The organism is Pandoraea oxalativorans (genome assembly GCF_000972785.3).
Taxonomy (GTDB): domain Bacteria; phylum Pseudomonadota; class Gammaproteobacteria; order Burkholderiales; family Burkholderiaceae; genus Pandoraea; species Pandoraea oxalativorans.
On record NZ_CP011253.3, the window covers coordinates 3,028,602 to 3,051,739 of the forward strand.

Annotated in this window: 19 protein-coding genes; 4 read left to right on the forward strand and 15 right to left on the reverse strand. The window is 63.1% G+C overall.

Annotated elements, in window-relative coordinates:
• Positions 1-26 precede the first annotated feature (26 nt).
• From MB84_RS13430 to ilvB, 14 genes are all read right to left on the reverse strand, one after another.
• Positions 27-701 carry a response regulator gene (locus MB84_RS13430; protein ID WP_046292140.1) on the reverse strand — a complete coding sequence of 225 codons (675 nt, stop codon included), beginning with the start codon at positions 699-701 and terminating at the stop codon, positions 27-29.
• Positions 702-908: 207 nt separating this feature from the next.
• Complete coding sequence (locus tag MB84_RS13435) at positions 909-1,550, reverse strand: hypothetical protein (protein WP_157122719.1); 642 nt, start codon at positions 1,548-1,550, stop codon at positions 909-911.
• A 473-nt stretch (positions 1,551-2,023) separates the two neighbouring features.
• Positions 2,024-2,866: a sulfite exporter TauE/SafE family protein gene (locus MB84_RS13440; protein WP_046292142.1), complete on the reverse strand. Its 843-nt coding sequence runs from the start codon at positions 2,864-2,866 to the stop codon at positions 2,024-2,026.
• 158 nt (positions 2,867-3,024) lie between these two features.
• The gene (locus tag MB84_RS13445; RefSeq protein WP_084009777.1) at positions 3,025-4,383 is read right to left on the reverse strand and encodes a CaiB/BaiF CoA transferase family protein; all 1,359 of its coding nucleotides are present in this window, start codon (positions 4,381-4,383) and stop codon (positions 3,025-3,027) included.
• Positions 4,384-4,620: 237 nt separating this feature from the next.
• Positions 4,621-5,598, reverse strand: a complete 978-nt coding sequence (gene corA / locus MB84_RS13450) for a magnesium/cobalt transporter CorA (protein WP_046292144.1) — start codon at positions 5,596-5,598, stop codon at positions 4,621-4,623.
• 105 nt (positions 5,599-5,703) lie between these two features.
• The gene (locus MB84_RS13455) at positions 5,704-8,409 is read right to left on the reverse strand and encodes a bifunctional acetate--CoA ligase family protein/GNAT family N-acetyltransferase (RefSeq protein ID WP_046292145.1); all 2,706 of its coding nucleotides are present in this window, start codon (positions 8,407-8,409) and stop codon (positions 5,704-5,706) included.
• A 172-nt stretch (positions 8,410-8,581) separates the two neighbouring features.
• Complete coding sequence (gene dps / locus MB84_RS13460) at positions 8,582-9,067, reverse strand: DNA starvation/stationary phase protection protein Dps (protein ID WP_039398040.1); 486 nt, start codon at positions 9,065-9,067, stop codon at positions 8,582-8,584.
• 95 nt (positions 9,068-9,162) lie between these two features.
• Positions 9,163-9,735 (reverse strand): HdeD family acid-resistance protein, encoded by a 573-nt coding sequence (locus MB84_RS13465; protein WP_046292146.1) that lies wholly within the window; start codon positions 9,733-9,735, stop codon positions 9,163-9,165.
• 362 nt (positions 9,736-10,097) lie between these two features.
• Positions 10,098-11,162, reverse strand: a complete 1,065-nt coding sequence (astA, locus tag MB84_RS13470) for an arginine N-succinyltransferase (RefSeq protein ID WP_046293787.1) — start codon at positions 11,160-11,162, stop codon at positions 10,098-10,100.
• A gap of 199 nt (positions 11,163-11,361) precedes the next feature.
• Complete coding sequence (locus MB84_RS13475) at positions 11,362-12,603, reverse strand: aspartate aminotransferase family protein (protein WP_046292147.1); 1,242 nt, start codon at positions 12,601-12,603, stop codon at positions 11,362-11,364.
• A 209-nt stretch (positions 12,604-12,812) separates the two neighbouring features.
• Positions 12,813-13,535, reverse strand: a complete 723-nt coding sequence (locus tag MB84_RS13480; protein WP_046292148.1) for an amino acid ABC transporter ATP-binding protein — start codon at positions 13,533-13,535, stop codon at positions 12,813-12,815.
• A complete protein-coding gene (locus MB84_RS13485; protein ID WP_046292149.1) occupies positions 13,519-14,271 on the reverse strand; it encodes an amino acid ABC transporter permease in 753 nt (250 codons plus the stop codon). The genes MB84_RS13480 and MB84_RS13485 overlap by 17 nt, the downstream gene beginning before the upstream one ends.
• Positions 14,272-14,422: 151 nt before the next feature.
• Entirely contained in the window at positions 14,423-15,202 is a 780-nt protein-coding gene (locus tag MB84_RS13490) for a basic amino acid ABC transporter substrate-binding protein (protein ID WP_084009778.1), read from the reverse strand.
• Positions 15,203-15,446: 244 nt separating this feature from the next.
• The gene (ilvB, locus tag MB84_RS13495; protein WP_046292150.1) at positions 15,447-17,279 is read right to left on the reverse strand and encodes a biosynthetic-type acetolactate synthase large subunit; all 1,833 of its coding nucleotides are present in this window, start codon (positions 17,277-17,279) and stop codon (positions 15,447-15,449) included.
• A 170-nt stretch (positions 17,280-17,449) separates the two neighbouring features.
• Here ilvB and MB84_RS13500 point away from each other — a divergent pair, with 170 nt between their 5' ends.
• The 3 genes from MB84_RS13500 to trhA all read left to right on the forward strand — a co-directional run bounded on the left by MB84_RS13500 (position 17,450) and on the right by trhA (position 19,446).
• The gene (locus tag MB84_RS13500; RefSeq protein ID WP_046292151.1) at positions 17,450-17,956 is read left to right on the forward strand and encodes an Lrp/AsnC family transcriptional regulator; all 507 of its coding nucleotides are present in this window, start codon (positions 17,450-17,452) and stop codon (positions 17,954-17,956) included.
• 225 nt (positions 17,957-18,181) lie between these two features.
• Complete coding sequence (locus tag MB84_RS13505; RefSeq protein ID WP_046292152.1) at positions 18,182-18,736, forward strand: peroxiredoxin; 555 nt, start codon at positions 18,182-18,184, stop codon at positions 18,734-18,736.
• Between the two features lie 44 nt (positions 18,737-18,780).
• Positions 18,781-19,446, forward strand: a complete 666-nt coding sequence (gene trhA, locus MB84_RS13510) for a PAQR family membrane homeostasis protein TrhA (protein ID WP_046292153.1) — start codon at positions 18,781-18,783, stop codon at positions 19,444-19,446.
• A 20-nt stretch (positions 19,447-19,466) separates the two neighbouring features.
• Here the strand turns inward: trhA and MB84_RS13515 are convergent, their stop codons facing one another.
• A complete protein-coding gene (locus tag MB84_RS13515) occupies positions 19,467-21,044 on the reverse strand; it encodes an ATP-binding response regulator (protein WP_046292154.1) in 1,578 nt (525 codons plus the stop codon).
• 434 nt (positions 21,045-21,478) lie between these two features.
• On the opposite strand from MB84_RS13515, the gene MB84_RS31465 reads away from it, so the two are divergent.
• The gene (locus MB84_RS31465) at positions 21,479-23,122 is read left to right on the forward strand and encodes a methyl-accepting chemotaxis protein (protein ID WP_046292155.1); all 1,644 of its coding nucleotides are present in this window, start codon (positions 21,479-21,481) and stop codon (positions 23,120-23,122) included.
• Positions 23,123-23,138: the final 16 nt, after the last annotated feature.

Here is a 23,138-nt window from a genome sequence, read left to right on the forward strand (position 1 = left end):
CTCCAACGTCTGTGGTCGGGGCGGACTCAGGCGGCACTCGGCGCTTCGGCATCGCCGTCACGCGCAAACTGAACCGGGCTCGACACGTGCAGCTTGAATAACTCCATGTCGGTGCGGCAACCCAACTTGCACATGGCCATGCGTTTCTGGTTGTTGATCGTTTTGGCGGAACGCTTGAGCGCACCCGCAATTTGCGACACGTTCTGACCATCCAGATACATCCGCAACACTTCCATTTCCTTGGGCGAGAGCGGGCGGCGCGCCGTCGGCTTGCGGCGCATCTGCTCCTCGAGAATCTGCTCGGCGCGTCCACCGCGATAACTCATACCGCGCCGGCAGCGCTCCACACACACGGTGATTTCACGCAGGTCGTCGGACTTGGTCATCACACCCAACACGCCACAGCTGTCGAGTGCGTGAATAATGGCCGGCTGTTCGATCGACGTGAACACGATGATCTTGACGTCGGGATACTTGCGACGGACGCGGTTGATCATGACGAGGCCATCGCCGAATGCGCCACCGGGCATGCAGTAATCGGTAATGAGGACGTCGACCGAATTCGTTTCGAGCGCCTTGAACAACTCGGTCGAATTCGAGACAGGAGGCAGCACGTGAAAACCCGGGTCCGGGGACAGCATTTCACGTAGCGTGGAGGCGACGATCGGGTGATCGTCCGCAATCAGAATCTTTACCATCATTTGCTGGATCCTTTTAAAAGAAGTCAGCCGTGGGCGCGCGCGATCCCTCGCCGTGTCTTCGCGTCATGGCTTCCCAAAAGAGGAATGTGCGTCTTGCCGACGCACGCGTTGGTCACGAAGGCGTGACCGCATTGCTGCTGGGCGACGATTGCGGAACCCGACAGTCCGGCGCGTGGGCCGCTCAAGGCCCCTCGCCCGCTGCCTGCCTTATCCGGCGCTCCCGGCACGCCCGGCGACGACCGCACGCGGTTCATCGACGGTGGTCCACGCCGAGCACGTCTTGTGCCCTGTCAACTGAGTTGTGCCCGCGCCGATAACCGGCTTGACACAGTAACGAATGCGAACGCCGCGCAAACCTGCCGAGGGCATCATCTCGCGCGCCCGTCCGACGACGCGAATGCGCGTCGGTCCGGCCGCTGCTTCCCACAGATGTACGCTATCGGTCTCAGGCCAATCCGCCATCCATCGGTATGAGCCGCGCACCACCGCGCCTACCCTCGGCGTATCGCTCAGCTTCACCGCAGCTGCGACCGGGCGCATCCGCGTTTCGACCTCTGGCGATGACGCAACCGGGGGCTCCACTCGCGCCAGCGAAGCCCCGTCGCTCGCCGATTCCGTCGTGATGCCCGTCACATTCGCCGTCGACGCTTTGTATTCGCTACATCCCGCAAGCAGCGCCATCGCCAGCGCGCTGCCAAAGCTTATTAGTGTCGTCACAGCGCGCCGTCCCATTGCTTGTGTGGCAATTGGGCAAGAGGATTGGCCGGGCAGGAAAGCGTCAACGTGTGTTGGGGTCATCGGTCCATTACCAATCGTCTCGCCGCGTGACAAAGGAACGTTACGCGTCATTTTCACGACCAGCGGAAATATAGGATAAATCTACAAAACCCTACCGTTTTGGATCTCTTTATAGGAAACATCCTAGTCCAAATTAGGAGGAATACCGTTCGCGCCTTACACGCCCCGCGCGTCGCCATCGAATTCAGTGCGGAAATAACTCAGATGACGTAGCTCGAACGCTCAGGCAGCGTTCCGATTGACACGCAAATGAGGAAAAAATTCATTTGAAAGATGCCAGTCGTGTCAGCCACAGGCCGCACCTGGCGTGATACGCCGGCGCCGAAACGGCAAGAGGTCACTCGAACGACGTGGCGACTTTCGAAATACCTCCTATCTTTTGATCGCAATACGCAAAGCGCGTCCACCCCGCCGATACCGGCAGCAATTAAATTCGATGAAATTCTATTAACTACGATTAAAGCGGGAGATAAGGTGAAGGAAATCCAGGACCGAAGAGACTTGGCGACTTTGAATAAATAGATTCAAGCGCCAAACGCTTTGACGACCATGCCGAATGCCACGATGGTCATGAGCGCAGAGAAGATTTGCTGAAGCCGCGATGCGGCCAGACGTGGCGAGAGCGCACGCCCCAGCAACATGCCCGCCACAGCGCCTACGACAAACACCCACCCCTGCGTTCCCGGATGCATGCCATGCCACCACGCACTGGCGACCGTGCCCGCAGAAATCAGTGCGATGACGAAGAGTGACGTCGCCACGACGCCGTGCACCGAAATGTCGGTGAAACGCCGCAATGCAGGCACGATGACGAAACCGCCCCCAACGCCGAGCAGCCCCGACGCAAAGCCCGAGATGGCACCGATCGCACCCAACGTGCTCGCCACTCGCCGAGTCCAGTGCAAGCGCCCTGTCGCGGGGTCCATCCGACAAGGTGGCAACGGTGTACACGCCCCCGCAGCGTCCCCCGCGCCCGCACTACGCGCTCCACCTCGAGACGCCCGATACATTCGCGCGGCCCCAATCAGCATGGCCATGGCGAACAACCCGACAAGCCACCGCTCCGGCAACCGATGCGCCATCAACGAGCCCAGCGGCGCGAGACAAACCCCGATGCCCGCCATCAGCATTGCCGCCCGATAGCGAACGATACCGGCCCGCAATCCCTGAGCACTGCCCACGGCGGCACTCGCGCCCACGGCAAGCAAGGCGACTGGCCCCGCCTGCGGCACGCCCCAACCGAGTCCGAACACCAGCGCCGGCACCGCAAAGATGCCGCCCCCCGCTCCCGTCAAACCCAACACCAGTCCGACCGCTGCCCCAAGCAGGGTTGCCGTGGGCGAAGCACTCGAAAGGTCGGGGAACATGGGCGGTATCCTGCAGAGAGTGATCTGACACCGAATCCAAATCACTATATGTCATAAACTTATGACGAAGAATTATATAGAAGCGTCCGACGACAGAAAAGAAAAGCGGCGCTCCCTGAGCGCCGCCGTGTCTGAAATGCGGGAAACAACCAAAATGCCTATGACGTCGATGTCCGGACACTGATATGGACCGGCCGTTCGCTGGCACCGAACTCCGCGCCGAGATCGGCGTCAAGTTCCGCGATGATGGCTCCGGTGTGAGCGCCCGGCGCGGGTGGATCGAGACGTGTAACAGGGCTTTGTCCGTTAAGACGCACAGGGGAGACGATCGTGTGGGTCGTCTCGCCGCTGGGCAGCACCATCGGTCGCACCCAGCCCATATGAGCCACCTGGGGATCGGACAGCACACGGGAATAGGTGCTGATTTCCGTGCACGGGACGCCGACGGCCACCAGCCGCGCGAGCCAGGCATCGCGGTCTTCCAGCACGAATACCGCTTCGAGCACGTCGCGCAAGGCCGCCTGATGGCGTGCCCGCTCCCGCGCACTACCGAAGCGCGGGTCGTCGAGCAGATCTACCCGGTGCACGAGGGCGCAAATCGCCTCCCAATGCGTCTGGGCGTCGAGATCCATGCCGAAGTACCCGTCACGCGCCCGGAAGGTAGGCCAGGGGGCCGACGGGCCGCCAAAACGCTCGTCCCCGTCGGATAGCGGCGCGGAAAGCGGCACCGCCAGCGGCGACACCTTGCCATGGCCCGCTGCGTCAGCCAGCACCCGGCGCTGGCGCGCCCTGGTCGACACTTCGGCGTCGGTCTGCGCCGCGTTGCCCGCTTCCGCTCCGGCCATGGCGGCGGCAGGCACAAGTCCTGCGCGATGCGCAGCCTCCGCCCCGGCGTCACCCGCCCTCAGCGCAGCAATCGCCAGCGTCGCGCCGAGCATCGGCACATCGATGTGCACGCCCACGCCCTGCTGCTTCGCTGCGACGAGCGCAGCCGAGACGGAAAATGCGGCATACAGTCCTGCGGCCAGATCGGCAATGGGCAGATCGCGCGGAGGCTCGGCGCCGCTTGGCGCCACTCCCAGCATGCCCCTGAGCGCCTCAAGCGCAGGCACCCCCGGCTGCGGCACGGAGCGTGGGCCATCCTGTCCGAATGCGGAAATGGAAACGTAGACGAGATGCGGTTGCACAGTCGACAGCGCATCGTAGGTAAGCCCGGCGTGCGCCAACGTGCCGGGTGGCAGGCACTCGATGACGACGTCTGCCCCGCGCACCAGCGTTTGAGCGAGACTACGCCCTTCGAGCGTCAGCAGATCCAGCGCGACGGAGCGCTTGTTGCGACGCAATCCGACCTGCGCCGATTCGCTGATCGTGCTTTGGAATTCGTTGGAAATATCGTCGACGGGATCGTCGACCATGATGACGTCCGCGCCCATGTCGGCAAGCAGCATGCCGCAATAGGCACCCGCCGCGCCACGACAGAACTCAATGACGCGGATCCCCGTAAGTGGTGCATTCAATATCTGACCCCTATTTGCTTGCCTGGCGGTTTGTTGTTCTTCTCAACCCTTGGCAGCCGTCTGACGCGGCATTGAGCGCATTCTAGAACAGTTATTCAACGCCGGTCACTGCAAAAAATGGAGGTCGCACCACACGTTGCCACCGGGCAACAACCCGGGTAGCAACGCTTGCCGGGACACGCGCCTGACACAGATAGCGTGCCCCGCCCTCGGGTCTTCACGGCCTCGAAAGGGTCGTCACAGCCAGCCGGCCTTACGGAATTTCATGAATAGCAAGACATCGATGACAACCATCGCGGCAATACAGCCGGGATACCCGTATTGGAATTTCAACTCGGGAATGTCGGCAAAATTCATCCCGTAGATCCCGGCAATCATCGTCGGCACGGCAAAGAGCGCTGCGAACGACCCGAGCCGCTTCGTCGTTTCGTTCTCGGAGAGCGAAATCATGCCGAGATTGACGGAGAGCGCCGTCGTGACCATTTCACGCAGCAGATCGATATTTTTCGTAATGCGTTGGAGATGGTCGAAGACGTCGCGGAAGTACTCCTGCATGCCACCGCACAGCTTGGGCGCCATCGCTCCGAATAACTTGCTGACGGCTTCCATGAGCGGCACGCACGCGTGTTGCAGCGTAATGAGCCGGCGCTTGAGCTGATACAGATCCTCGATGATCGCGCGCCCCTTGTTCGGCGCGTTCGGGGTGAAGATCTGCGCTTCGATGGCTTCGAGCTGCGCCTCGAGGTCGTCGAACACGGGAAAGTAGCTGTCGACGATGGCGTCCATCAGGGCATAGAGGACGAAGATGGAGCCCTGACGCAGCAAATGCGGTTCCTTCTCTGCCCGGGCACGCACTGCGCCCAGTCCCTGCGTGGCGTTCGAGCGCACCGAGAGCACATAGTTGTGTCCCGCAAAAATCGCGACTTCGCCAAGTGTGAAATCGCCGTCGGCATCCTTATTGAGCACGTGCAGCACGGCAAAGAGCGAGTCGCCGTATTGCTCGATTTTCGGACGCTGATGCCCGTGCTGGGCGTCTTCGACGGCGAGGTCGTGCAGGCCGAATTCGTGCTGCATCTGCGCCAGTTCGCCCGGACCGGGATCCTTGAGCGCCACCCAGACAAAGCAGTGCGGACGTTCGAGATAGTCCGAGATTTCATCGGGGTGCAGATCGGCAATCTTGCGGCCATCCTCATAGGCCACACAGTTCACTAGCATGCGTCTTCCTGGTCGAGACGGCCGCCCTGCACTCTGCACTCTGCACTCTGCGCGTGGCGCGAGCGCCGGGCACTTCGCACGCCACCGCCGCCACCCTCGCGACCGTCAGCCCTTGCGTGCCTCCCGCGCCTGCGCCGTCTGTTGCAGCGGCAGCCGGATATGAACGATGCCCGCTTCCATCTCCTTGTCTTCGACAAAGCCGAGATGACGGGCGAGTGTCAGCATACGCGTATTTGCCGTGAGCACATAGCCGATGAGTTCCCCGGTGCCCCGCTTGCGGCTGTAGTCGACGATATGCTCCATGAGCGCGCGCCCCAGCCCCCGCCCCTGCGCCGCAGGACTCACCGTCACCGCGAACTCCGCCACGGTATTGTCCGGGTCGGCCATTGCCTGCACCACGCCCAGCAATCGTGTGTTGCCCGCCTCGTCCTTTTCCGTGGCGACGAACGTCATCGCCCGGTCGTAGTCGATCTGCGTGACGCGCGCCATCTGCGAATGCGACAGCTCCTTGATCAGACCGAAGTAGCGGAACTGCACGTCCTGCGGTGTCAGCGTGTGGAAGAATGCGTTGTAGGCCGGTTCGTCCTCCGGGCGGATGGGACGCACGCGCACGGGCTTTCCGCCAGCATCGACGGTGCTCTCCAGCTCTTGCGGATAGGGCGCAATCGACAAGCGTCCGTGCCCGGGAAGCGACGGCTTGCGCGCCACAATTCGCGCATCGAGCGCCAACACGCCATGTGCATCGGCGAACAACGGATTGATGTCCAGCTCGGCGATCTCCGGCACATCGCACACGAGTTGCGAAAGCTTCACCAGCGTCAGATAAATCGCCTCGTGATCGGCGGCCGGACGGCTGCGATAGCCTGCGAGCAACTTCGACACACGGGCGCGCGCCACCATGTCGCGCGCAAGGTTCAGGTTCAGCGGCGGCAGCCCGATGGTGCGATCCGCGATAACTTCGACAGCCGTGCCGCCCTGCCCGAACAGCAGCACCGGACCGAAGACGCTATCGGTCGCCACCCCCACGATCAGCTCGAACGCTTCGGCACCGTTCGCCATACGCTGCACCGAATAGCCGGTCACACGTGCGCCCGGTTTCGCGGCCAGTGCGCGCTTGGCGATCTGGCGAGCCGCTTCGCTCGCCTGCTCTGCAGTTTCGATGTTGAGCACCACGCCGCCCACATCGGACTTATGTGTGATGTCCGGCGAAATCAGTTTGACGGCGACAGGAAAGCCGATGCCCTTCGCGACTTCGCCCGCTAGCTCCGGCGTCTCGGCAACGAGCGTCTCGACCACCGGAATTCCATAGGCCGCCAGCACACCTTTCGCTTCCGGTTCGGTCAGCAAGTCGCGCCCTTCACGCATGGCGCTGTCGACGATGGCGCGCACGCGCGCGACGTCCGGCGCAAAGCCCGGCGGAATCGAGGGCGGCGTTTCCATCAGCAACTCCTGGTTGCGTCGATAGTTGACCGCTTCGAGAAAGGCACGCGCGGCGTTCTCTGGCGTGTCGTAGGTCGGCAGCCCGGCCTCGCGGCAGATGCGGCGCGCGCGCTCGGCCGTCTCTCCGCCAAGCCAGCAGGTGAAGACGTTCTTAGACGGACGCGGCAGCGCCGCCAGCGCGTTCGCCATATCGAGACTCGGCATGACGGCGGTGGGTGCCTGAATGAAGAGAACCGCCGCCGTCTCGGGGTCTTCGCATAGCGCGGCAAGCGTGGCCGTGTAGCGTTCGAGATTCGCATCGCCACCGATGTCCACCGGGTTCGCGCGGCCCAGCGTTTTCGGCAATGCGGCGTCGAGCGCGGCACGGGTCTCATCCGTCAGATGGGCCAGCTTGCCGCCATCGAGCACCAGCGCGTCGGTCGCCATCACGCCCGCCCCACCCCCATTGGTCATGATCGACAGCTTGTCGCCTGCGAACGGACGCAGGCGCGCGAGCGTCTCGACGGCGGCAAACAGTTCGTCGGTGGTATCCACGCGCAACATCCCCGCGCGGCGGATCGCGGCGTCGTACACGTCGTCCGAACCCGCCAGCGCACCGGTGTGCGACGCCGCCGCCTGCGCACCTTCAGGCACGCGTCCCGACTTGATCACGACGACCGGTTTGTTGCGTGCTGCGGCGCGCGCGGCGGACATGAACTTGCGCGCATCGCGAATCGATTCCATGTACATCAGAATGGCGTCCGTGCCGGGGTCGCTCGCCAGATAATCGAGCATGTCGCCAAAGTCGACGTCCGCACTGTCGCCCATCGACACGAAGTGCGAGAACCCGATTTCGCGCGCGTCGGCCCAATCGAGCACCGCTGTCGTGAGCGCCCCCGACTGGGAGACGAACGCGAGTTTGCCAGCGCGTGCGCCCATGTGCGCGAAGCTGGCGTTCAGGCCGATGCCGGGACTCAGCAGTCCGATGCAATTCGGCCCGAGGATGCGCAGCACGTGCGGCTTCGCATTCTTGAGCATGCGATCCTGCAACGTCACGCCTTGACGATCCTTTTCTCTTGCAAGCCCCGAAGTCAGCACCACCACCGCGCGCGTGCCGCGCTCCCCCAGGTCGCGAATCAGATCGGGCACAGTCGACGGCGGCGTACAGATCACCGCGAGGTCGGGTGCCTGCGGCAGATCGCCGACGTCTCGGTAGCACTTCAGACCGGCGAGCGTCGAATACTTCGGATTGACCGGATAGATGTCGCCCTTGAAGCCCCCGTCGACGATGTTTTGCAGCACGGTCGTCCCCACACGTCGCTCGCGATTGGACGCGCCGATCACGGCGACCGACTTCGGCTGGAACATCTGGCTCAGGTTACGGGTGGTCATGGCGGCTCCGTGGGTGAGTAAGACAGCGTGGAAAACGGCGAGACCGAGAACGTGAGAACGCGCGCTCCGGCTCAAGCGGCGCGCGCGTTCTTCGTCGTCTGTGATGCAGAACTATCGGCGGAACCGTCGACGTCGAAAGATGGGTTCGTCGCTCGGGCGCCCGGGCATATCGTCACTCGCCGCGCAGGTGCGCTTCCACCTTCCACAGGTGATCGTCGACACCGCGCGAGATCTCGGTGAAGACGTCCGACGTGGTGGCGTCGCCGATCTCGGCGGACGCGTCGATCAGGCCGCGAATGATCTCACCGTAGGCCGCAAGGGCTTCGGCCAACGCAGCGGCATGATCGAGACCGCGCTTGAACTCGTTCTTGTACGTCGGCAATTCGGTCTTCTGTGCAACGGTCTGTACGCGGCCATCGGCCACGCCACCCAGCGCCACCAGACGCTCGGCGCACAGATCGGCCCACTCGATGGCCGCGTTATAAACCTCGTCGAAAAGCAAGTGCAGCTCGATGAAGCCCGGGCCGTGCACGTTCCAGTGCGCCTGCTTCGCCTGACGCTGCACATCGATACCGTTGATTAGCCCGCGATTGAGCTGGTTGACCGATTCGATACGGATCTTCTCACCGAGGGTGTTACGCGTATGGTTCAAAGCCATTTGACACTCCTGACGTCTGGCAACCCGCAGGTTGCCGGGGGAAGCCGTCGGCGACGGGCGCTCGGCGCCCATGCGGACGAACGAAGACGCTGCGACTACGACCTGAGGTGTCCCGGCGACGCATGCGGCGCGCCATGCGCGGCACCTCGGAGTTTGAAACCTGCCAGCACCAGCAAAGCGCCCCAGATGATGGCCCAAGACCCGATGGCCCAGATCAGCGCCAACGCGCCCGCGCCCGGTTGCCACATGATGAAGATGGCAAACAGGATGCTGAAGGCACCGGAGAGAATGACCCACAGTTCGCCCTTGATCTCGCGACGCAGCGCGATACCGGCAGCCACCTGCAACACGCCGGTGACAAAACTCCAGGCCACGATATAGATAAGCAACGCAACGGCGGTCAACGCCGGGTTGAGATAAGTCAGGACTCCGATCACTATGCTCGCGATGCCTTGCAGCAACGGCAGCCACCAATCGGCATGCTCCTGGCGCGCACTCCACGCGCCGCTGAGCGAGAAGACCCCGTCCACAAACGAAAACGCGCCGAAACACAGCACCAGCACCGCAATCGTCACGCCGGGTAACGCAAAGGCCGCGATACCGAAAATCACGGCCAACACACCGCGCAGCACAAGCAACCACCAGTATTTCGACAGAAGTCTGAGCATGGCATCCCTCTCGTGAAATATCCGCAGGTAGCGAATCCGGACGACGGGCACCTATCACACACCTTCGACACCTTGGGTATGAATGGGCACACCAGATGGGCGTCAAGAACCCATTCTAGAGACGGCTGCGACGTGAGATCAAGTGAAATATACGCGAATGCTTGTGTCATCCGCACGCGCTTTGACAAGCATCATCCGACCTCGATTCTCCGCCCGCACGCCCACTGGCGCTTCTGCAACGACACCCGCGATCGCCCCGCCATCGCTGCGGCAATGCGTCGCATTCGCGCGCGTATCCCGAGGCGACCGTTACTTTGAGTGGCCCTCACGGGAATCGTCGCGGCGATTGGTGCCGAACGGGATCAGACCGCTTCGGCGCGCGGCGGTTTGAGCGGCAAGACCTGAAGGCGATCGCCGGTCTTCACGCCCAACGCCTGCGCGGCGAGCGGGCTGAGCGCAAACGCCCGACGCTCGGGGCGACCCGTCACCAGCGTCGCGCGAAAGCCTTCCAGGCCGAGGCACGCCACGAGATACGGTTCCGCGTTCGGAGTCGCCGGAACGGGGCTGCCGTCCTCGCCTGCGGGGACCACAATGTTCGCCGTCAGATAGCGGCTGTCGCGCGCGGCACGCAAATCGGCCACACGCGCTTCGAGCACCGGCCCGCTGTCGAAGATATCCACGTGCGCCCCGGAGCGCATCCCCTCCTGCTCCAGCAGACGCCGTGCGGGCAGCGTGTCGCGGTGCGTCACGCCGATGGCCGCTTGCGCCGACGGCGACAGGAAGTCGACGTAGATCGGGTACTTGGGCATCAGTTCGGCCACGAACGACTTCTTGCCGATGGACGTGAGGTAGTCCGCCTGATCGAAGTCGATCTTGAAGAAGTGCTGTCCGAGCGACTGCCAGAACGGGCTCTGCCCCTCGTCGTCGAAGAAGCCTCGCAACTCGGCGCACACGTGCGGACCGAATCGCTCGGGGAACTGTGCCATGAACAAAAAGCGCGCCTTCGAGAGCAGCGCGCCGTTGCCGTGTCCGCGCCATTTCGGGTCGAGCAGCAGCGAGCAGAGTTCGCTGTAGCCGGTGAGATCGTTCGAGAGCGAGAGCGTCAGCATGCGCGACCAGACATTCAGCTCCCGGCTCGCGTGGACAATCGTGTCCTTGCGATAGGTGTAGAACGGCTGGTCCAGGCCGACGGCCGCTTCCAGTCCGCAAACGCCCGCGGTCTCGCCGGTCCCGACGTCCTCCATCACAAACAGATAGCCTTGCTCCGCCGTAGGCGCATGTCCTTCGACGCTCGCCGCCACGCGCGCCAGACGCGCTTCAAGCGCCGCCCGGTCGGGCTTGAACGACGTCATGCCCGGACCGGCCAGCGCCGCCAGCGCCAGCAGGGCGGGCAGATCGGCGGGACGCGCGAGACGCACCACGCGCAGCGAATTCGCGGCGATGTCGTCAGAGGAGGCCGCACCAGTGTTCGCTGGAACGCCGGAGGTCCCCGTCGCTTTCGATTGACGCGTCATGGAAGCATCCCGTGAGTTGGATAAAACAAGGGCCGGAGCGACGTCATTCGTCGGTCCGGCCCGAAGTCCTGTGCATCGGCGCAGGTCTTGTTACGTTCGCCGCGTCGTGCGCTTAAGCGGCCTTCGCCGTGGCGGCCACCGTTGCGACCGCCTTCTCCAGCGAGGCGAGACCGGCGTCGATGTCGGCGAACGGAATGTTCAGCGACGGCGCGAAACGCACCACGTCACCGCCCGCCACCAGCAGCATCAGACCATTCTTCTCGGATTCGACGACGATGTCCTTGGCGCGACCGGCGAACGCCGGCTTGAGCACGGCGCCGATCAGCAGGCCCATACCGCGCACCTGATCGAACACGCCATGACGCGCGTTGATCGCCTCGATACCCTTGATGAAATGGTCGTGACGCGCCTTCACGCCGTTCAGCGTCTCGGCCGTGTTGATCAGCTCCAGCACGCGACCGGCGATGGCCGTCGCGAGCGGATTGCCGCCGTACGTGCAACCGTGCGTGCCCGGCGAGAAGCTTGCCGCAATCTTGCTCGTCGTGAGAATGCCACCGATCGGATAGCCGTTGCCCAGCGCCTTGGCGGTCGTCAGGATGTCCGGCGTCACGCCGTATTGTTCGTAGGCGTACAGCGTGCCGGTGCGACCGACGCCAGTCTGCACTTCGTCGAAAATCAGCAACGCACCGTGCTGATCGCACAGTTCGCGCAGACCCTTCAGGAATTCGGGATCGGCGGGCAATACACCGCCCTCACCCTGCACCGGTTCGACGATGACAGCAGCCGTGGCATCCGAAATCGTCGCACGAACGGTTTCCAGATCGTTGTACGGCAGATGCATGATGCCGGCCGGAATCGGGCCGAAACCTTCGGTGTACTTGGCCTGCCCGCCCACGCTCACGGTGAACAGCGAACGGCCGTGGAACGAGTTGTAGAACGAGATGATCTCGCTCTTTTCCTTGCCACCCCGCTCGGCGGCGTGGTCGTAGGCGTAGCGGCGCGCCAGCTTGAGTGCCGCTTCGTTCGCTTCCAGCCCCGAATTGCAGAAGAACGCCTTGTCGGCAAACGTCGCTTGCGTGAGCGCCGTGGCCAGACGCAGCACCGGCTCGTTGGTGTAACCGTTACCGATGTGCCAGACCTTGCGGGCCTGCTCTTCGATCACCTTCACCAGTTCCGGATTGGCATGGCCGAGCGCGTTGACCGCGATGCCGCCGGTGAAGTCGACATACTCGCGACCTTCCTGATCCCACATGCGCGAGCCTTCGCCGCGCACGGGCACCATCTGGGCAGGAGCGTAATTGGGCACCATTACGTCGTCGAACGTCTGGCGGGTCACAGCGATTTGCTGGCTCATGACTACCTCGTGAAATCGGAGTGCAATCTGCGATTGCGGGGCAGGCCCGGACAAAGGTCACTGCCCTGTGAAAAAACCTGGCGGGGCGCTCAGGGTGCCTGCGACGCGCCGGGGCCTTAAGTCACTCCGGTCACTCAGCGCGCGTACCCTCGCATTGTAATCAGATGCGGCGCGCGGATATACCTTTGCGCGCACCGCAATCGTGAGAATTACAGGACCTTGCGCAAGAATTCGCGCGTGCGCTCATGTTTCGGCGCCGTGAAGATCTGCTCGGGCTGACCTTCTTCCATGATCACGCCCTGATCGATGAAGAACACGCGGTCGGCAACTTCACGGGCAAAACCCATTTCGTGCGTCACGACGACCATCGTCATTCCTTCTTCGGCGAGCGACTTCATGACTTCCAGCACTTCGCCAACCAGTTCCGGGTCGAGCGCCGAGGTCGGTTCGTCGAACAGCATGACCTTCGGTTGCATGGCGAGTGCTCGGGCAATCGCCACGCGTTGCTGCTGACCACCGGAGAGCTGATTCGGGAAGGCGTCGATCTTCTCGAGCAGGCCCACCTTCTTGAGCAACTGTTCGGCGATGGTCACCGCTTCATCACGCTTGATGCCATTGACCTGCATCGGCGCGAGAACCAGATTCTCCAGCACCGACATATGCGGGAACAGATTAAAGCGCTGAAACACCATGCCGACGCTGGCGCGCATGGCATTCATGTCCGTCTTCGGATCTTCCACGTGAAAGCCGTTGACGAGCACTTCGCCACCGCTCACGTCTTCCAGTCCATTCAGGCAGCGCAGGAAGGTGCTCTTGCCCGAGCCCGACGGCCCGATCACGCACACCACTTCCTTTTCTTCGATGCGGCACGAAATGCCGCGCAGTACGTGCGCCTCGCCGTACTGCTTTTGCAGGTTATTGACGACGATCACCTTTGCCGTACCTCGTTTCCAGATGTTGAACAAATGCCGACAGCACCAGCGTGATCACCCAGTAGATGAGCGAAATCGTCAGATACGGCTCCCAGTAGCGCGCGTAAGCCCCCGACACCGTGCGTGCGGCGTACGCCAGTTCGGCCAGACCGATGGCCGATGCGAGCGACGAGTCCTTCACGATGGCAATCGCGTTGTTGCCCAGCGGCGGCAGCATGCGGCGGAACGCCTGCGGCAGCACTACCTTGCGCAGCGTCTGCATGTAAGTCATGCCGAGCGAGCGGGCCGCTTCGGCTTGTCCGCGGTCGATCGATTGAATACCGGCGCGGAAGATTTCCGATACGTAGGCGCCGGCGTTCAGCGAGATCGCCAGCACGGCCGACATGAACGCACCGTACTGCGAACGGATTTCGCGGGCGAAATCGCCGCTCACGATCAAGCCGCCCGACGGGTTGATCAGCAAGGGCATCAACGCGAAGTGGATCAGCAGGATCTGCACGAACAGCGGCGTGCCGCGGAAGAAGCTGACGTAGAAGCGCACGGGGAATTGCACCGCGTAGCGCAGGAAATACTTATAGAAGCCGTGACGCGCCTCGGCCAGACGGCCAACGCCAAGCACGAGCCCAAGTAGCGTGCCGGCGATCACGCAGATCACCGTGCACTTGAGCGTCATCAGCGTGCCCTCGACGAACAGAGGCATGTATTCGCTGATGATGTTCCACTGGAACCCACCCATGAAGCACCTTTCTCACAAAATGAAACGAACCGGTCTGACCGGCGGAAAAACGCTCGCGGCCCGGGGGTTGACGTCGATAAATGACGATCAGCTCACGGGCCGCGAGTGGCCAGAATCTCTGGCGCGCGTGGCGCGACGTTACACGCGTTGATTATTGTTGCGGCAACGTCGGCACGTCGGCGTCGAACCACTGCTTGTAGGTCTTGGCGTAAGTGCCGTCGGCCACGATCTTTTTCAGACCGGTATTGATCTTGTCGAGCGCGACCTTGTTGCCCTTCTTCACGGCGATGCCGAAGTACTGGCGCTTGAACTTGTTGTCGTAGACGAGCTTGAACGGCTTTTCCGGATGGCTCTTGATGTAGAACTTGATCACGCCGACGTCGCCCACTGCGGCGTCCACGCCACCGCGATACAGCTCTTCGAGCATGAGCGGCGTGTTGTCGAAGCGACGGATAGCGGTGCTGGCCTTGCCCAGCTCTTCCGAGACGGCGATGTCGCCGGTGCTCGAATTGACCACGCCGACCTGCAGCTTCTTCAGGTCGGCCAGACCGGCGACCTTCGCGCCCGGCGAAGTAATGATGACCTGATCGGCCGGGAAGTACGGGGCCGAGAAGTCGACCATTTCACGACGCTTGTCGGTAATGGTGATGCCAGAAATGATGATGTCGCGATCGCCCTGATCGAGCGTGGCGAAGATGCCTTCCCACGGGGTGCTCACCAGCTTGGTGTTGAAACCACCCGCCTTGCCGATCGCCTTGATGATGTCGATATCGAAGCCGACCAGTTCTTTTTGCGGCGTCTCGAACTCGAACGGGCGATACGTGCCGCCTGCGCCGACGGTGTAGGTCGGATCGGCGGCCTGCGCTGCCGGCAGCGCGGCAAAGGTCGTCAGAATACAAGCGGCGGCCAGCACCAGGCGCTTCGTCAACATAGTAATTTCCTTGGCGAGGATTCCAGAAAGAGCGCAATGATACTCCTCGCCGCCCTTGAAACGAAAAAAACCCGCCAAAGCGGGTTTCCTCGTTGCGATCTCGCGACGCGGGGCAGAATTCTCACGAGGTGGTAATGCCTGACCGGACGGACACGAGGCCAACACCGGGTCGCGCGACATCCACGTTGTGGCACAGCCTGCGAGTAACGGTGCCATTCGGAGGGGGCCGCGCCGCCGGGCAAAATCAGAATGCTCCCGCTGCAATCGGTCCGGCGGCCTGCCCCGGCCCGAAAACCACGTCGCGATACGTTTTGCCCGCCGGAATCATCGGGTAGACGTCGTCCTCGCGAGCGACCAGCACATCGAGCAAATACGGCTCGCTCGGGTCGGCCAGCATGCGCGCCAATGCGGCGGGCAGTTCCTCGGCACGAGTGACGCGTGCGCCTGCCACGCCATATCCTGCCGCAATCGTCACGAAATCCGGATACGGACGCCCGTCGTCGGCGCCATCGGGCACGTTCGGGTCGACCAGTGACGACGCCACCCGGTTGCGCGCATAAATCATGTCCTGCCATTGCCGCACCATGCCCAGCCACTGGTTGTTGATGACCAGCACCTTGACGCCGAGGCCGTAACGACGGCACGTCGACAGCTCATTGACGGACATGTTCAGGCTGCCGTCGCCGTCGATATCGATCACCGGCACGTCCGGCAACGCGACCTTCGCGCCGATGGCCGCAGGCAAACCGAACCCCATCGTGCCGAATCCGGCGCTCGACAGGAACGTGCGCGGCTCGCGCAAGCGCAGGTGCTGCATGGCCCACATCTGGTGCTGTCCCACGCCCGTCGTGACCACCGCTTCCGGTGGCAGCAGCGCCGCCAGCGCGGCGATCACGTCCACGCCGGTCAGCACCGAGGCATCTTTGCCGACACTCGCCTCGCCTGCCGCCTGCGGCGCACGCAACGGGTGTGCGTCGCGACGCTCACGCAAATATGCGTGCCACGACGGCACGTCACGCCGTTTGGCGTGCGCCAGCAGACCGGCGAAGGCGTCACGCAGATCCGCATGCACGCCCAGCGTCACCGGCTTGTTCTTGCCGATCTCGGCGGCATCCACGTCGATATGGACGATCTTCGCGTGACGCGCGAACGAAGCGGGGTCACCAATCACCCGGTCGTCGAAGCGCACGCCGAGCGCGAGTACGAGATCGGCTTCGTTGACCGCGACGTTCGCTGCATACGCGCCGTGCATGCCCAACGGACCGAGCAACAGGCGATGGTCGTCGGGCACCGCACCGAGTCCCATCATCGTGAGCGCGACCGGGCAATCGAGCGCTTCGGCCAGCGCAACCAGTTGCGCGCTGGTCCCCGACGCGATCACGCCACCACCGGCGTAGAGCACCGGCCGCTCGCTCTGCGCAAGCAATGCAGCAATGCGTTGTGCCGTCTCGTCGCTCATGCCCGCAGGCACTGCGGACGTAGAACGCTTATCCGTCGGCTGCTGCGGACGTGCCTGCTGAATATCCTTCGGGAAGTCGAGCAAGACCGGACCGGGACGTCCGGCCAGCGCACACGCCGCCGCTTCTCGCACCGCTGCCGGGATGTCGCGCGCTTCTCGCACTTGACGCGCGAGCTTCGTGACAGGCTTGGTGATCGCAACGATATCGACTTCCTGGAAGGCGTTCTTGCCCAGCCAGTGCGTGGCGACGTTGCCGGTAATGGCCAGGATCGGCACCGAATCGCTGGCGGCATCGGCGATGCCCGTCACGAGATTGGTCGCCCCCGGGCCGGACGTCGCCAGGCAGACGCCCAACTTGCCAGTCGCGCGCGCATAGCCTTGCGCCCCAAAGACAGAGCCTTGCTCATGCTCGGTACGCACCAGCGTGATCGATACGCGCGACAGCGCATCGAGCATTTCAAGATTGGCCCCGCCCGGGTAGCAGAACACCGTGTCGACGCCAATGTCGACCAGCGTGCGCGCAATCAGGTCTGCACCTTTGGCAGACAGCGGAGCAAGGGGCTGGGCGACGGCACCGGTCGCGGTTTCGGCAGCGGGCAGAGTCAAATCGAGTTTCATGGGTACGTGTTTTCCGGCTGTTTCAGTCGAACGGGAGGGGATCGTTGCGGCGAATATTACTGATGGGTGAAGTCTACGGGGTTCGAACGGTAAATGCTTCGCGTATCGTTGACAAAACCGCGTCAATTTCACATGCTTCATTCAAATTTACCAATTCTCAGGAATAAATCATGCAAATTGACGAATTCGATGAAAAAATCCTCGCAATTCTGCAAGAAGACGCCTCGCTCTCCGCAGCGCAGATCGGCGAGCGCATCGGGCTGTCGCAATCGCAATGCTGGCGACGCATCGACCGGCTCGATGCCGAAGGCGTGATCGAGCGGCGCGTGGCGCTAGTCGACCGTAAGAAGGTCGGGCTGAACGTCATGCTGTTTGCCCACGTAAAACTCGCGGGACACAACCGCAACGCACTGCCCGAATTCTCCAAGGCGATTCAGGACTTTCCCGAAGTTCTGGAATGCCATGTGCTGATGGGCAACGTCGACTTTCTGCTTCGCATCGTCACGCGCGATGTCGACGCCTACGAGCGCTTCTTCTTCGAGCGACTCTCCCAGTTGCCGATGGTGCAGGAAGTGAACTCGATGATTGCGCTCTCTCAGATCAAGTCCACCACGGTGCTGCCGATCGGCAGCGCACAGCCCGGCGCGCACAGCAACGCGTCCTCCGGCAATTCATGACGCTGTGCTGACGGATTCATGTCACAAATCCGACCGTAAACTATCTGCCGTCCGTCTGCCGCTTGTAGGCCGCCCGCTAAACATCAGGCATCCTTCGATCGTCCTGATAAACAAGGCGCGGTTCGCCACGTCACGAGGCGCATATGCTCTCGTCAACGACGCGGCGCACGTTGGACAGCGTCCCCGCAAGCCTCTATCCTTAAGCATCCACTTCGGGAGCCTTGCATGAAACGTTGGTTAGGAATGACCGCCGCTGCCGCGATTGTCGGTGTCACGGCCTGGTGCATGATCCCCGCCCATGCGGCATTGCAGAATGGCGCGTCGGCGCCGGACTTCAAGGCGCAAGCCTCGCTCGGCGGCAAAGTCTTCACGTTCTCGCTCGCGGACGCGCTCAAACAGGGCCCCGTCGTGCTGTACTTCTACCCCGCTGCATTCACCACCGGGTGCACGATCGAAGCACATGACTTCGCCGAAGCGACCGATAAGTTCAAGGAAATGGGCGCGACGGTGATCGGCGTTTCGCACGACAACATCGACACGCTCAATAAGTTCTCCGTGTCCGAGTGCCGCAGCAAGTTTGCCGTGGCGGCCGACACCGATCAAAAGATCATGAAGGCGTACGACGCCGTACTCGCCCTCAAACCGGACATCGCCAATCGCATCTCCTACGTGATCGCTCCCGACGGCCGCGTGATCTACAGCTACGTCAGCATGGATCCGGACAAGCACGTACAGAACACGATGGCTGCCGTTCGCAAGTGGCACGAGACGCATCACTGATGGCACCGCACGGAAATCACTGACGACTCCCCGATGAGGACGGCATGACCACGGCTACACCGACGGCGAGGGCCGTTGCCCGCGCGCAGACCCGCAGCGAAGAACTCGCCAACAGCGTCAGCCACGGCCTCGCCTGTCTGGCCGCGCTCGCAGCGATCCCGTTTCTCTTCACCGCCGTACGCCCGCCGCTGCCGAGCGCCGTGCAGCAGATCGGCATCGGCGTGTTCGCCGTCACGATGGTCGTGGTCTATCTGGCATCCGCGCTGTATCACGGGCTACCGGACGGCCGGGCGAAGCGCGTGTTCATGCGCGTCGATCACTGCGCCATCTTTCTCTTCATTGCCGGCACTTACACGCCCTTCACGGTCAAGATCCTGCACGACCCGTGGGGCTGGCCCCTGCTCACCGGCGTCTGGGCGATGGCGATCGCGGGGCTCATCGCCAAATCGCTCGGATTGCTCGACCGCCCGCTCGTCTCGACGCTGCTCTACATCGGGCTCGGCTGGATGGCCGTGCTCGTCGCCGGGCCGGTGCTGGCCGCCATTCCCGGTCCCGGCGCCGGATGGCTGTATGCCGGTGGTGCCGCCTACACCATCGGGGCGATCTTCTATTCGCTCGACGGACACATCAAGTTCGGGCATCTCGTCTGGCACCTCTTCGCCATCGGCGGCACCGTCTGTCATTATCTCGCCGTCTGGCGCTACATCTGACGCTTTCGGATCCTTTCCGATCACCTGTCGTCCCCTGAACCCTGCGCAGTGCGTCGGCAGTTCGCCAGCCTCTCGGCGAGCCGGTCGCACCGCTCGGTCAACGCCGGATCGCCGAACATGCGGCACGCGCCGCGCATGCGATGAATGAGGCCCTGAGCGGCTTCAAGATCTTCGCGACGGCGTCTTGCCAAAAGACGACGAAAGCGCGCCAGATCCTTCGCCATTTCATCTCGCATCATGCGTCGCGCGTAGGGGTCGTCCCTGAGCGACGACCTCGATTTCGGCAAGCTCTCTTCGTGGCCGAGCGATTGAGCCACCGGCGATGTTGCATCGCTGCCGACACGGCACGTCACATCGGGGGCGAGGCCATCATCGTCCTCCGCCAGCGCAGGCCAGCGCACCGCCAGCGTTTGCGATAACCGTTGACGCGACACCGGCTTGGTCAGCACCCCGTCCAGCCCGGCCTCACGGGCGGCGCGCGCTTCCACCACCGAACCTGTCACTGCGTACACGACCGGCTCCCGACGACCCAGCATCGGGGCGAGTGCGTGCAGCGCCTTCGCGAGCGCCAGACCGCTTACGCCGTCGAGGTGGACGTCGGTCAGCACGACATCGACGTCGAGCGCAATCCATTGCACGAGCGCGTCTGTCAGGTCTTGCGCACTGGCGACGTGACATCCGAGCGACGCTAACTGGTCGGCCAGAATCCTGCGATTCATCACATGGTCGTCCACGACAAGCGCCTGCAATCCGGGGCGCACAGCCACGTCGACGACCTCTCTCTCAGCCCCGCGCACCGGCGCCTCAAGTAACGTTGCACCTCCTTCGGCAGGCACGTCATCCCTGGCCTTGGCCGTCGCACCGCCTCCCGGCAGCGCGAATGGCACCGTCAATCGGAATCGCGCACCTGACGCGCACGGCTCTGCACAAAGCGTACCCCGCAGACGCCGCGTCCACTGGCGCGCGACCCAAAGCCCAAGCCCCGTGCCCTTCGCCGACGTTTGCGCGCGGGAGAACGCCGCAAACACCGCGTTTTCCATCCCGGCCGGAATGCCCGGCCCCGTGTCGGCGACGCGAACGGTCAGATGCGGGGTGCAAACGGTGTCATCGTCGTCTGGCAAATCGGCGTCGTCCGCCGTATCCGAACCCGTGGCTTCGCACGCCCACGAGACCTGCACCGCGACGCCGCCGAACTCCGTGTACTTCAACGCGTTATCGATCAGCGTGCGCAAGATCTGCCGCAGACGTGCGCTGTCGCCCCACAAGAAGACGGGCACCGCGTCCGCGATCTCGCACGTCAGATCGAGTCCTTTGCGACGTGCCAATTCGGCAAAGGCACCGACTTCGGCATCGAGGCTCTGGCGCACTTCAAATACCGCCTCTCGCAGCGGCAACTGCGCAACGTCGTCCTGCCCGAGATACAGAACATCGTCTACGGCCCCGGCGAGCACATCGAGCATGCTTCGCATGTTGCCCAGCCGCGCGCGAGGCCCGGATGCGCCTGTCGCCCCCGCGATCTCCCCGGCGTCGTCCCACAGCGCATCGAGATGTCCCTGCAACACCTGGAGCGGCGCACGCAACTCGTGCACCAGCGCCATGCGAAACGTGCCGACGTCTGCCCGGCCATGTTCGGCGGCATTCCTTACGAATCCTTCCGGCAGGCTGTCGCCCTCCGATGCGTACGCCCCCGGTTCGGGGCTTGCGGGATCGGCATGACTTCCATCACTTCTGTTTCGGAACTTGAATTTGTCGGGATTCATCGCATCGTTGACGCCGCATCACGATTCACGCGCTTCGGCGTACTGAAGAAAGTGAAACAGCCTTTAAGTCTGGCCGTTTGCGTGACGCTTGCGACTGCGCAAATTCCGAACTTTCTCCCGCGCAGGCGCACTTTCGGAATCCCCCGAGCCCGAATGGCTCAAGTTCTGCGTCTCATATGCCGATAATCCCTATGCCCCGTCTTGCACTCACCGATGGACGGGTAGGCCCGCGATCTCCTGGCGCGGCCTGGGCATTCAATCCATCGATCAATATGTATAAGAACATTACGATTCGGGCCAGCCTGACACTGGTCCTAGGTTTGCTTGGTGCACTTCTCGTCCTCGCCAGCGTGCTGGGCCTCTGGGCGCTCGGCTCCAGCAACGACTCCCTGAGCAAGATGGCCACGGAAGACACCCCCGCCCTGGCCGAACTCAAGGGAACCGGCGAGCAAATCCTCCGGACCCGTCTGTCGATGGCGACCTATGCGTCGTACGTCAGCCTCGGGGCCAACCCCGAAGAATCGGACAAAGTCCTTAAACGAGGCACCCAATACATCGCCGCTTCCGACGCGCTTTGGAACGATTATCTGAAACGTCCCAAAGAAGATGCGCACGAAGCGGAGTTGGCCAAGGCCGCCGACGAAAAGCGCAAGGCCTTTTTCGATAAGGTGATCACACCCGCACTCAACGCGCTCAAGCAAGGTGACGTCGCCGGGTTCCATCAGATTCAGGCACGCGTCGCGCCGGCCGCATACAACGGTGTCGATTCGCTCATGCGCGAGCTTCAGGACATCCAGGTGGCGCGTCAGAAAGCCCGCTACGACGCCGCTCAGCAACGCTACAACGTCATGCGCATCGCCATGGGCGCCACGCTCGTCGTCGCGCTGCTGCTTGCCCTGTGGGGCCGCGCCATGCTGGCGCGCGCCGTCCTGCGCCCGATTCGCGAGGTCATTGCGTACTTCGAGCGGATGGCCGCCGGTGATCTGAGCCAGCGCATCGAGCAACGTACGCGCAACGAGATGGGCCAGCTTTTCGGCGCGCTCGGCCGCATGCGTGACGGTCTCGCGACCACAGTCGGCACGGTACGCGAGAGCACGGAAGCGATTCACGGCAGCGCTCGCGAGATCGCCGACGGCAATGCCGATCTGTCGCGTCGCACGGAATCGCAGGCATCGTCGCTGGAGCAAACGGCCGCGAGCATGGAAGAACTGACCGCCGTCGTGAAACAGAACGCCGAGAACGCGCGTGCCGCCAGCCAACTGGCCGTGACAGCGTCGGAGACCGCTTCGCGCGGTGGCGACGTCGTTCAGGAAGTCGTGACGACAATGCGCGATATCGCCGAAGCTTCGCAAAAGGTCTCGGACATTCTCACCGTCATCGACGGCATCGCCTTCCAGACGAACATCCTGGCGCTGAACGCCGCTGTGGAAGCGGCGCGCGCGGGCGAGCAGGGTCGTGGCTTTGCCGTGGTCGCAGGCGAAGTGCGCACGCTGGCGCAGCGCAGCGCGTCGGCCGCCAAGGAGATCAAGGGATTGATCGAAGCGTCGGGCAATCGTGTGGAGGTCGGCACGCGTCTGGTCGAGCGTGCGGGCTCAACGATGGCGGAGGTCGTGCAGTCCGTCAAACGGGTGACCGACATCATGGGCGAGATCTCCGCGGCCAGCGTGGAGCAGTCGAGCGGCGTCGAGCAGGTCAACATGGCCGTCACGCAGATGGACGAGATGACACAGCAGAACGCGGCGCTCGTCGAAGAAGCCTCGGCCGCAGCAGCTGCGCTCGAAACGCAGGCCGCCCGCTTGCGCGAGTCGGTGGCGCTGTTCCGTCTGTCGTCGCACGAAGCCAGCCACCCGCAGCCGCACAGCACGGGTGGCACGGCTTCGGTCGGCGCGCCGGGCGCGCTGGCGCTTGCCGCCTGACGACACTGCGTCGGTC

What these genes read in the sequence shown, in the direction of transcription:
- MB84_RS13500 (WP_046292151.1), top strand. Translation starts at nt 17,450, where the DNA reads ATGCAAATTGACGAATTCGATGAAAAAATCCTCGCAATTCTGCAAGAA.
- MB84_RS13475 (WP_046292147.1), bottom strand. Translation starts at nt 12,603, where the DNA reads ATGAGCCAGCAAATCGCTGTGACCCGCCAGACGTTCGACGACGTAATG.
- ilvB (WP_046292150.1), bottom strand. Translation starts at nt 17,279, where the DNA reads ATGAAACTCGATTTGACTCTGCCCGCTGCCGAAACCGCGACCGGTGCC.
- MB84_RS13455 (WP_046292145.1), bottom strand. Translation starts at nt 8,409, where the DNA reads ATGACCACCCGTAACCTGAGCCAGATGTTCCAGCCGAAGTCGGTCGCC.
- MB84_RS13440 (WP_046292142.1), bottom strand. Translation starts at nt 2,866, where the DNA reads ATGTTCCCCGACCTTTCGAGTGCTTCGCCCACGGCAACCCTGCTTGGG.
- MB84_RS13505 (WP_046292152.1), top strand. Translation starts at nt 18,182, where the DNA reads ATGAAACGTTGGTTAGGAATGACCGCCGCTGCCGCGATTGTCGGTGTC.
- dps (WP_039398040.1), bottom strand. Translation starts at nt 9,067, where the DNA reads ATGGCTTTGAACCATACGCGTAACACCCTCGGTGAGAAGATCCGTATC.
- trhA (WP_046292153.1), top strand. Translation starts at nt 18,781, where the DNA reads ATGACCACGGCTACACCGACGGCGAGGGCCGTTGCCCGCGCGCAGACC.
- MB84_RS13485 (WP_046292149.1), bottom strand. Translation starts at nt 14,271, where the DNA reads ATGGGTGGGTTCCAGTGGAACATCATCAGCGAATACATGCCTCTGTTC.
- MB84_RS13515 (WP_046292154.1), bottom strand. Translation starts at nt 21,044, where the DNA reads ATGGCGCTGGTGCACGAGTTGCGTGCGCCGCTCCAGGTGTTGCAGGGA.
- MB84_RS31465 (WP_046292155.1), top strand. Translation starts at nt 21,479, where the DNA reads ATGTATAAGAACATTACGATTCGGGCCAGCCTGACACTGGTCCTAGGT.
- corA (WP_046292144.1), bottom strand. Translation starts at nt 5,598, where the DNA reads ATGCTAGTGAACTGTGTGGCCTATGAGGATGGCCGCAAGATTGCCGAT.
- MB84_RS13465 (WP_046292146.1), bottom strand. Translation starts at nt 9,735, where the DNA reads ATGCTCAGACTTCTGTCGAAATACTGGTGGTTGCTTGTGCTGCGCGGT.
- MB84_RS13435 (WP_157122719.1), bottom strand. Translation starts at nt 1,550, where the DNA reads ATGACGCGTAACGTTCCTTTGTCACGCGGCGAGACGATTGGTAATGGA.
- MB84_RS13430 (WP_046292140.1), bottom strand. Translation starts at nt 701, where the DNA reads ATGATGGTAAAGATTCTGATTGCGGACGATCACCCGATCGTCGCCTCC.
- MB84_RS13490 (WP_084009778.1), bottom strand. Translation starts at nt 15,202, where the DNA reads ATGTTGACGAAGCGCCTGGTGCTGGCCGCCGCTTGTATTCTGACGACC.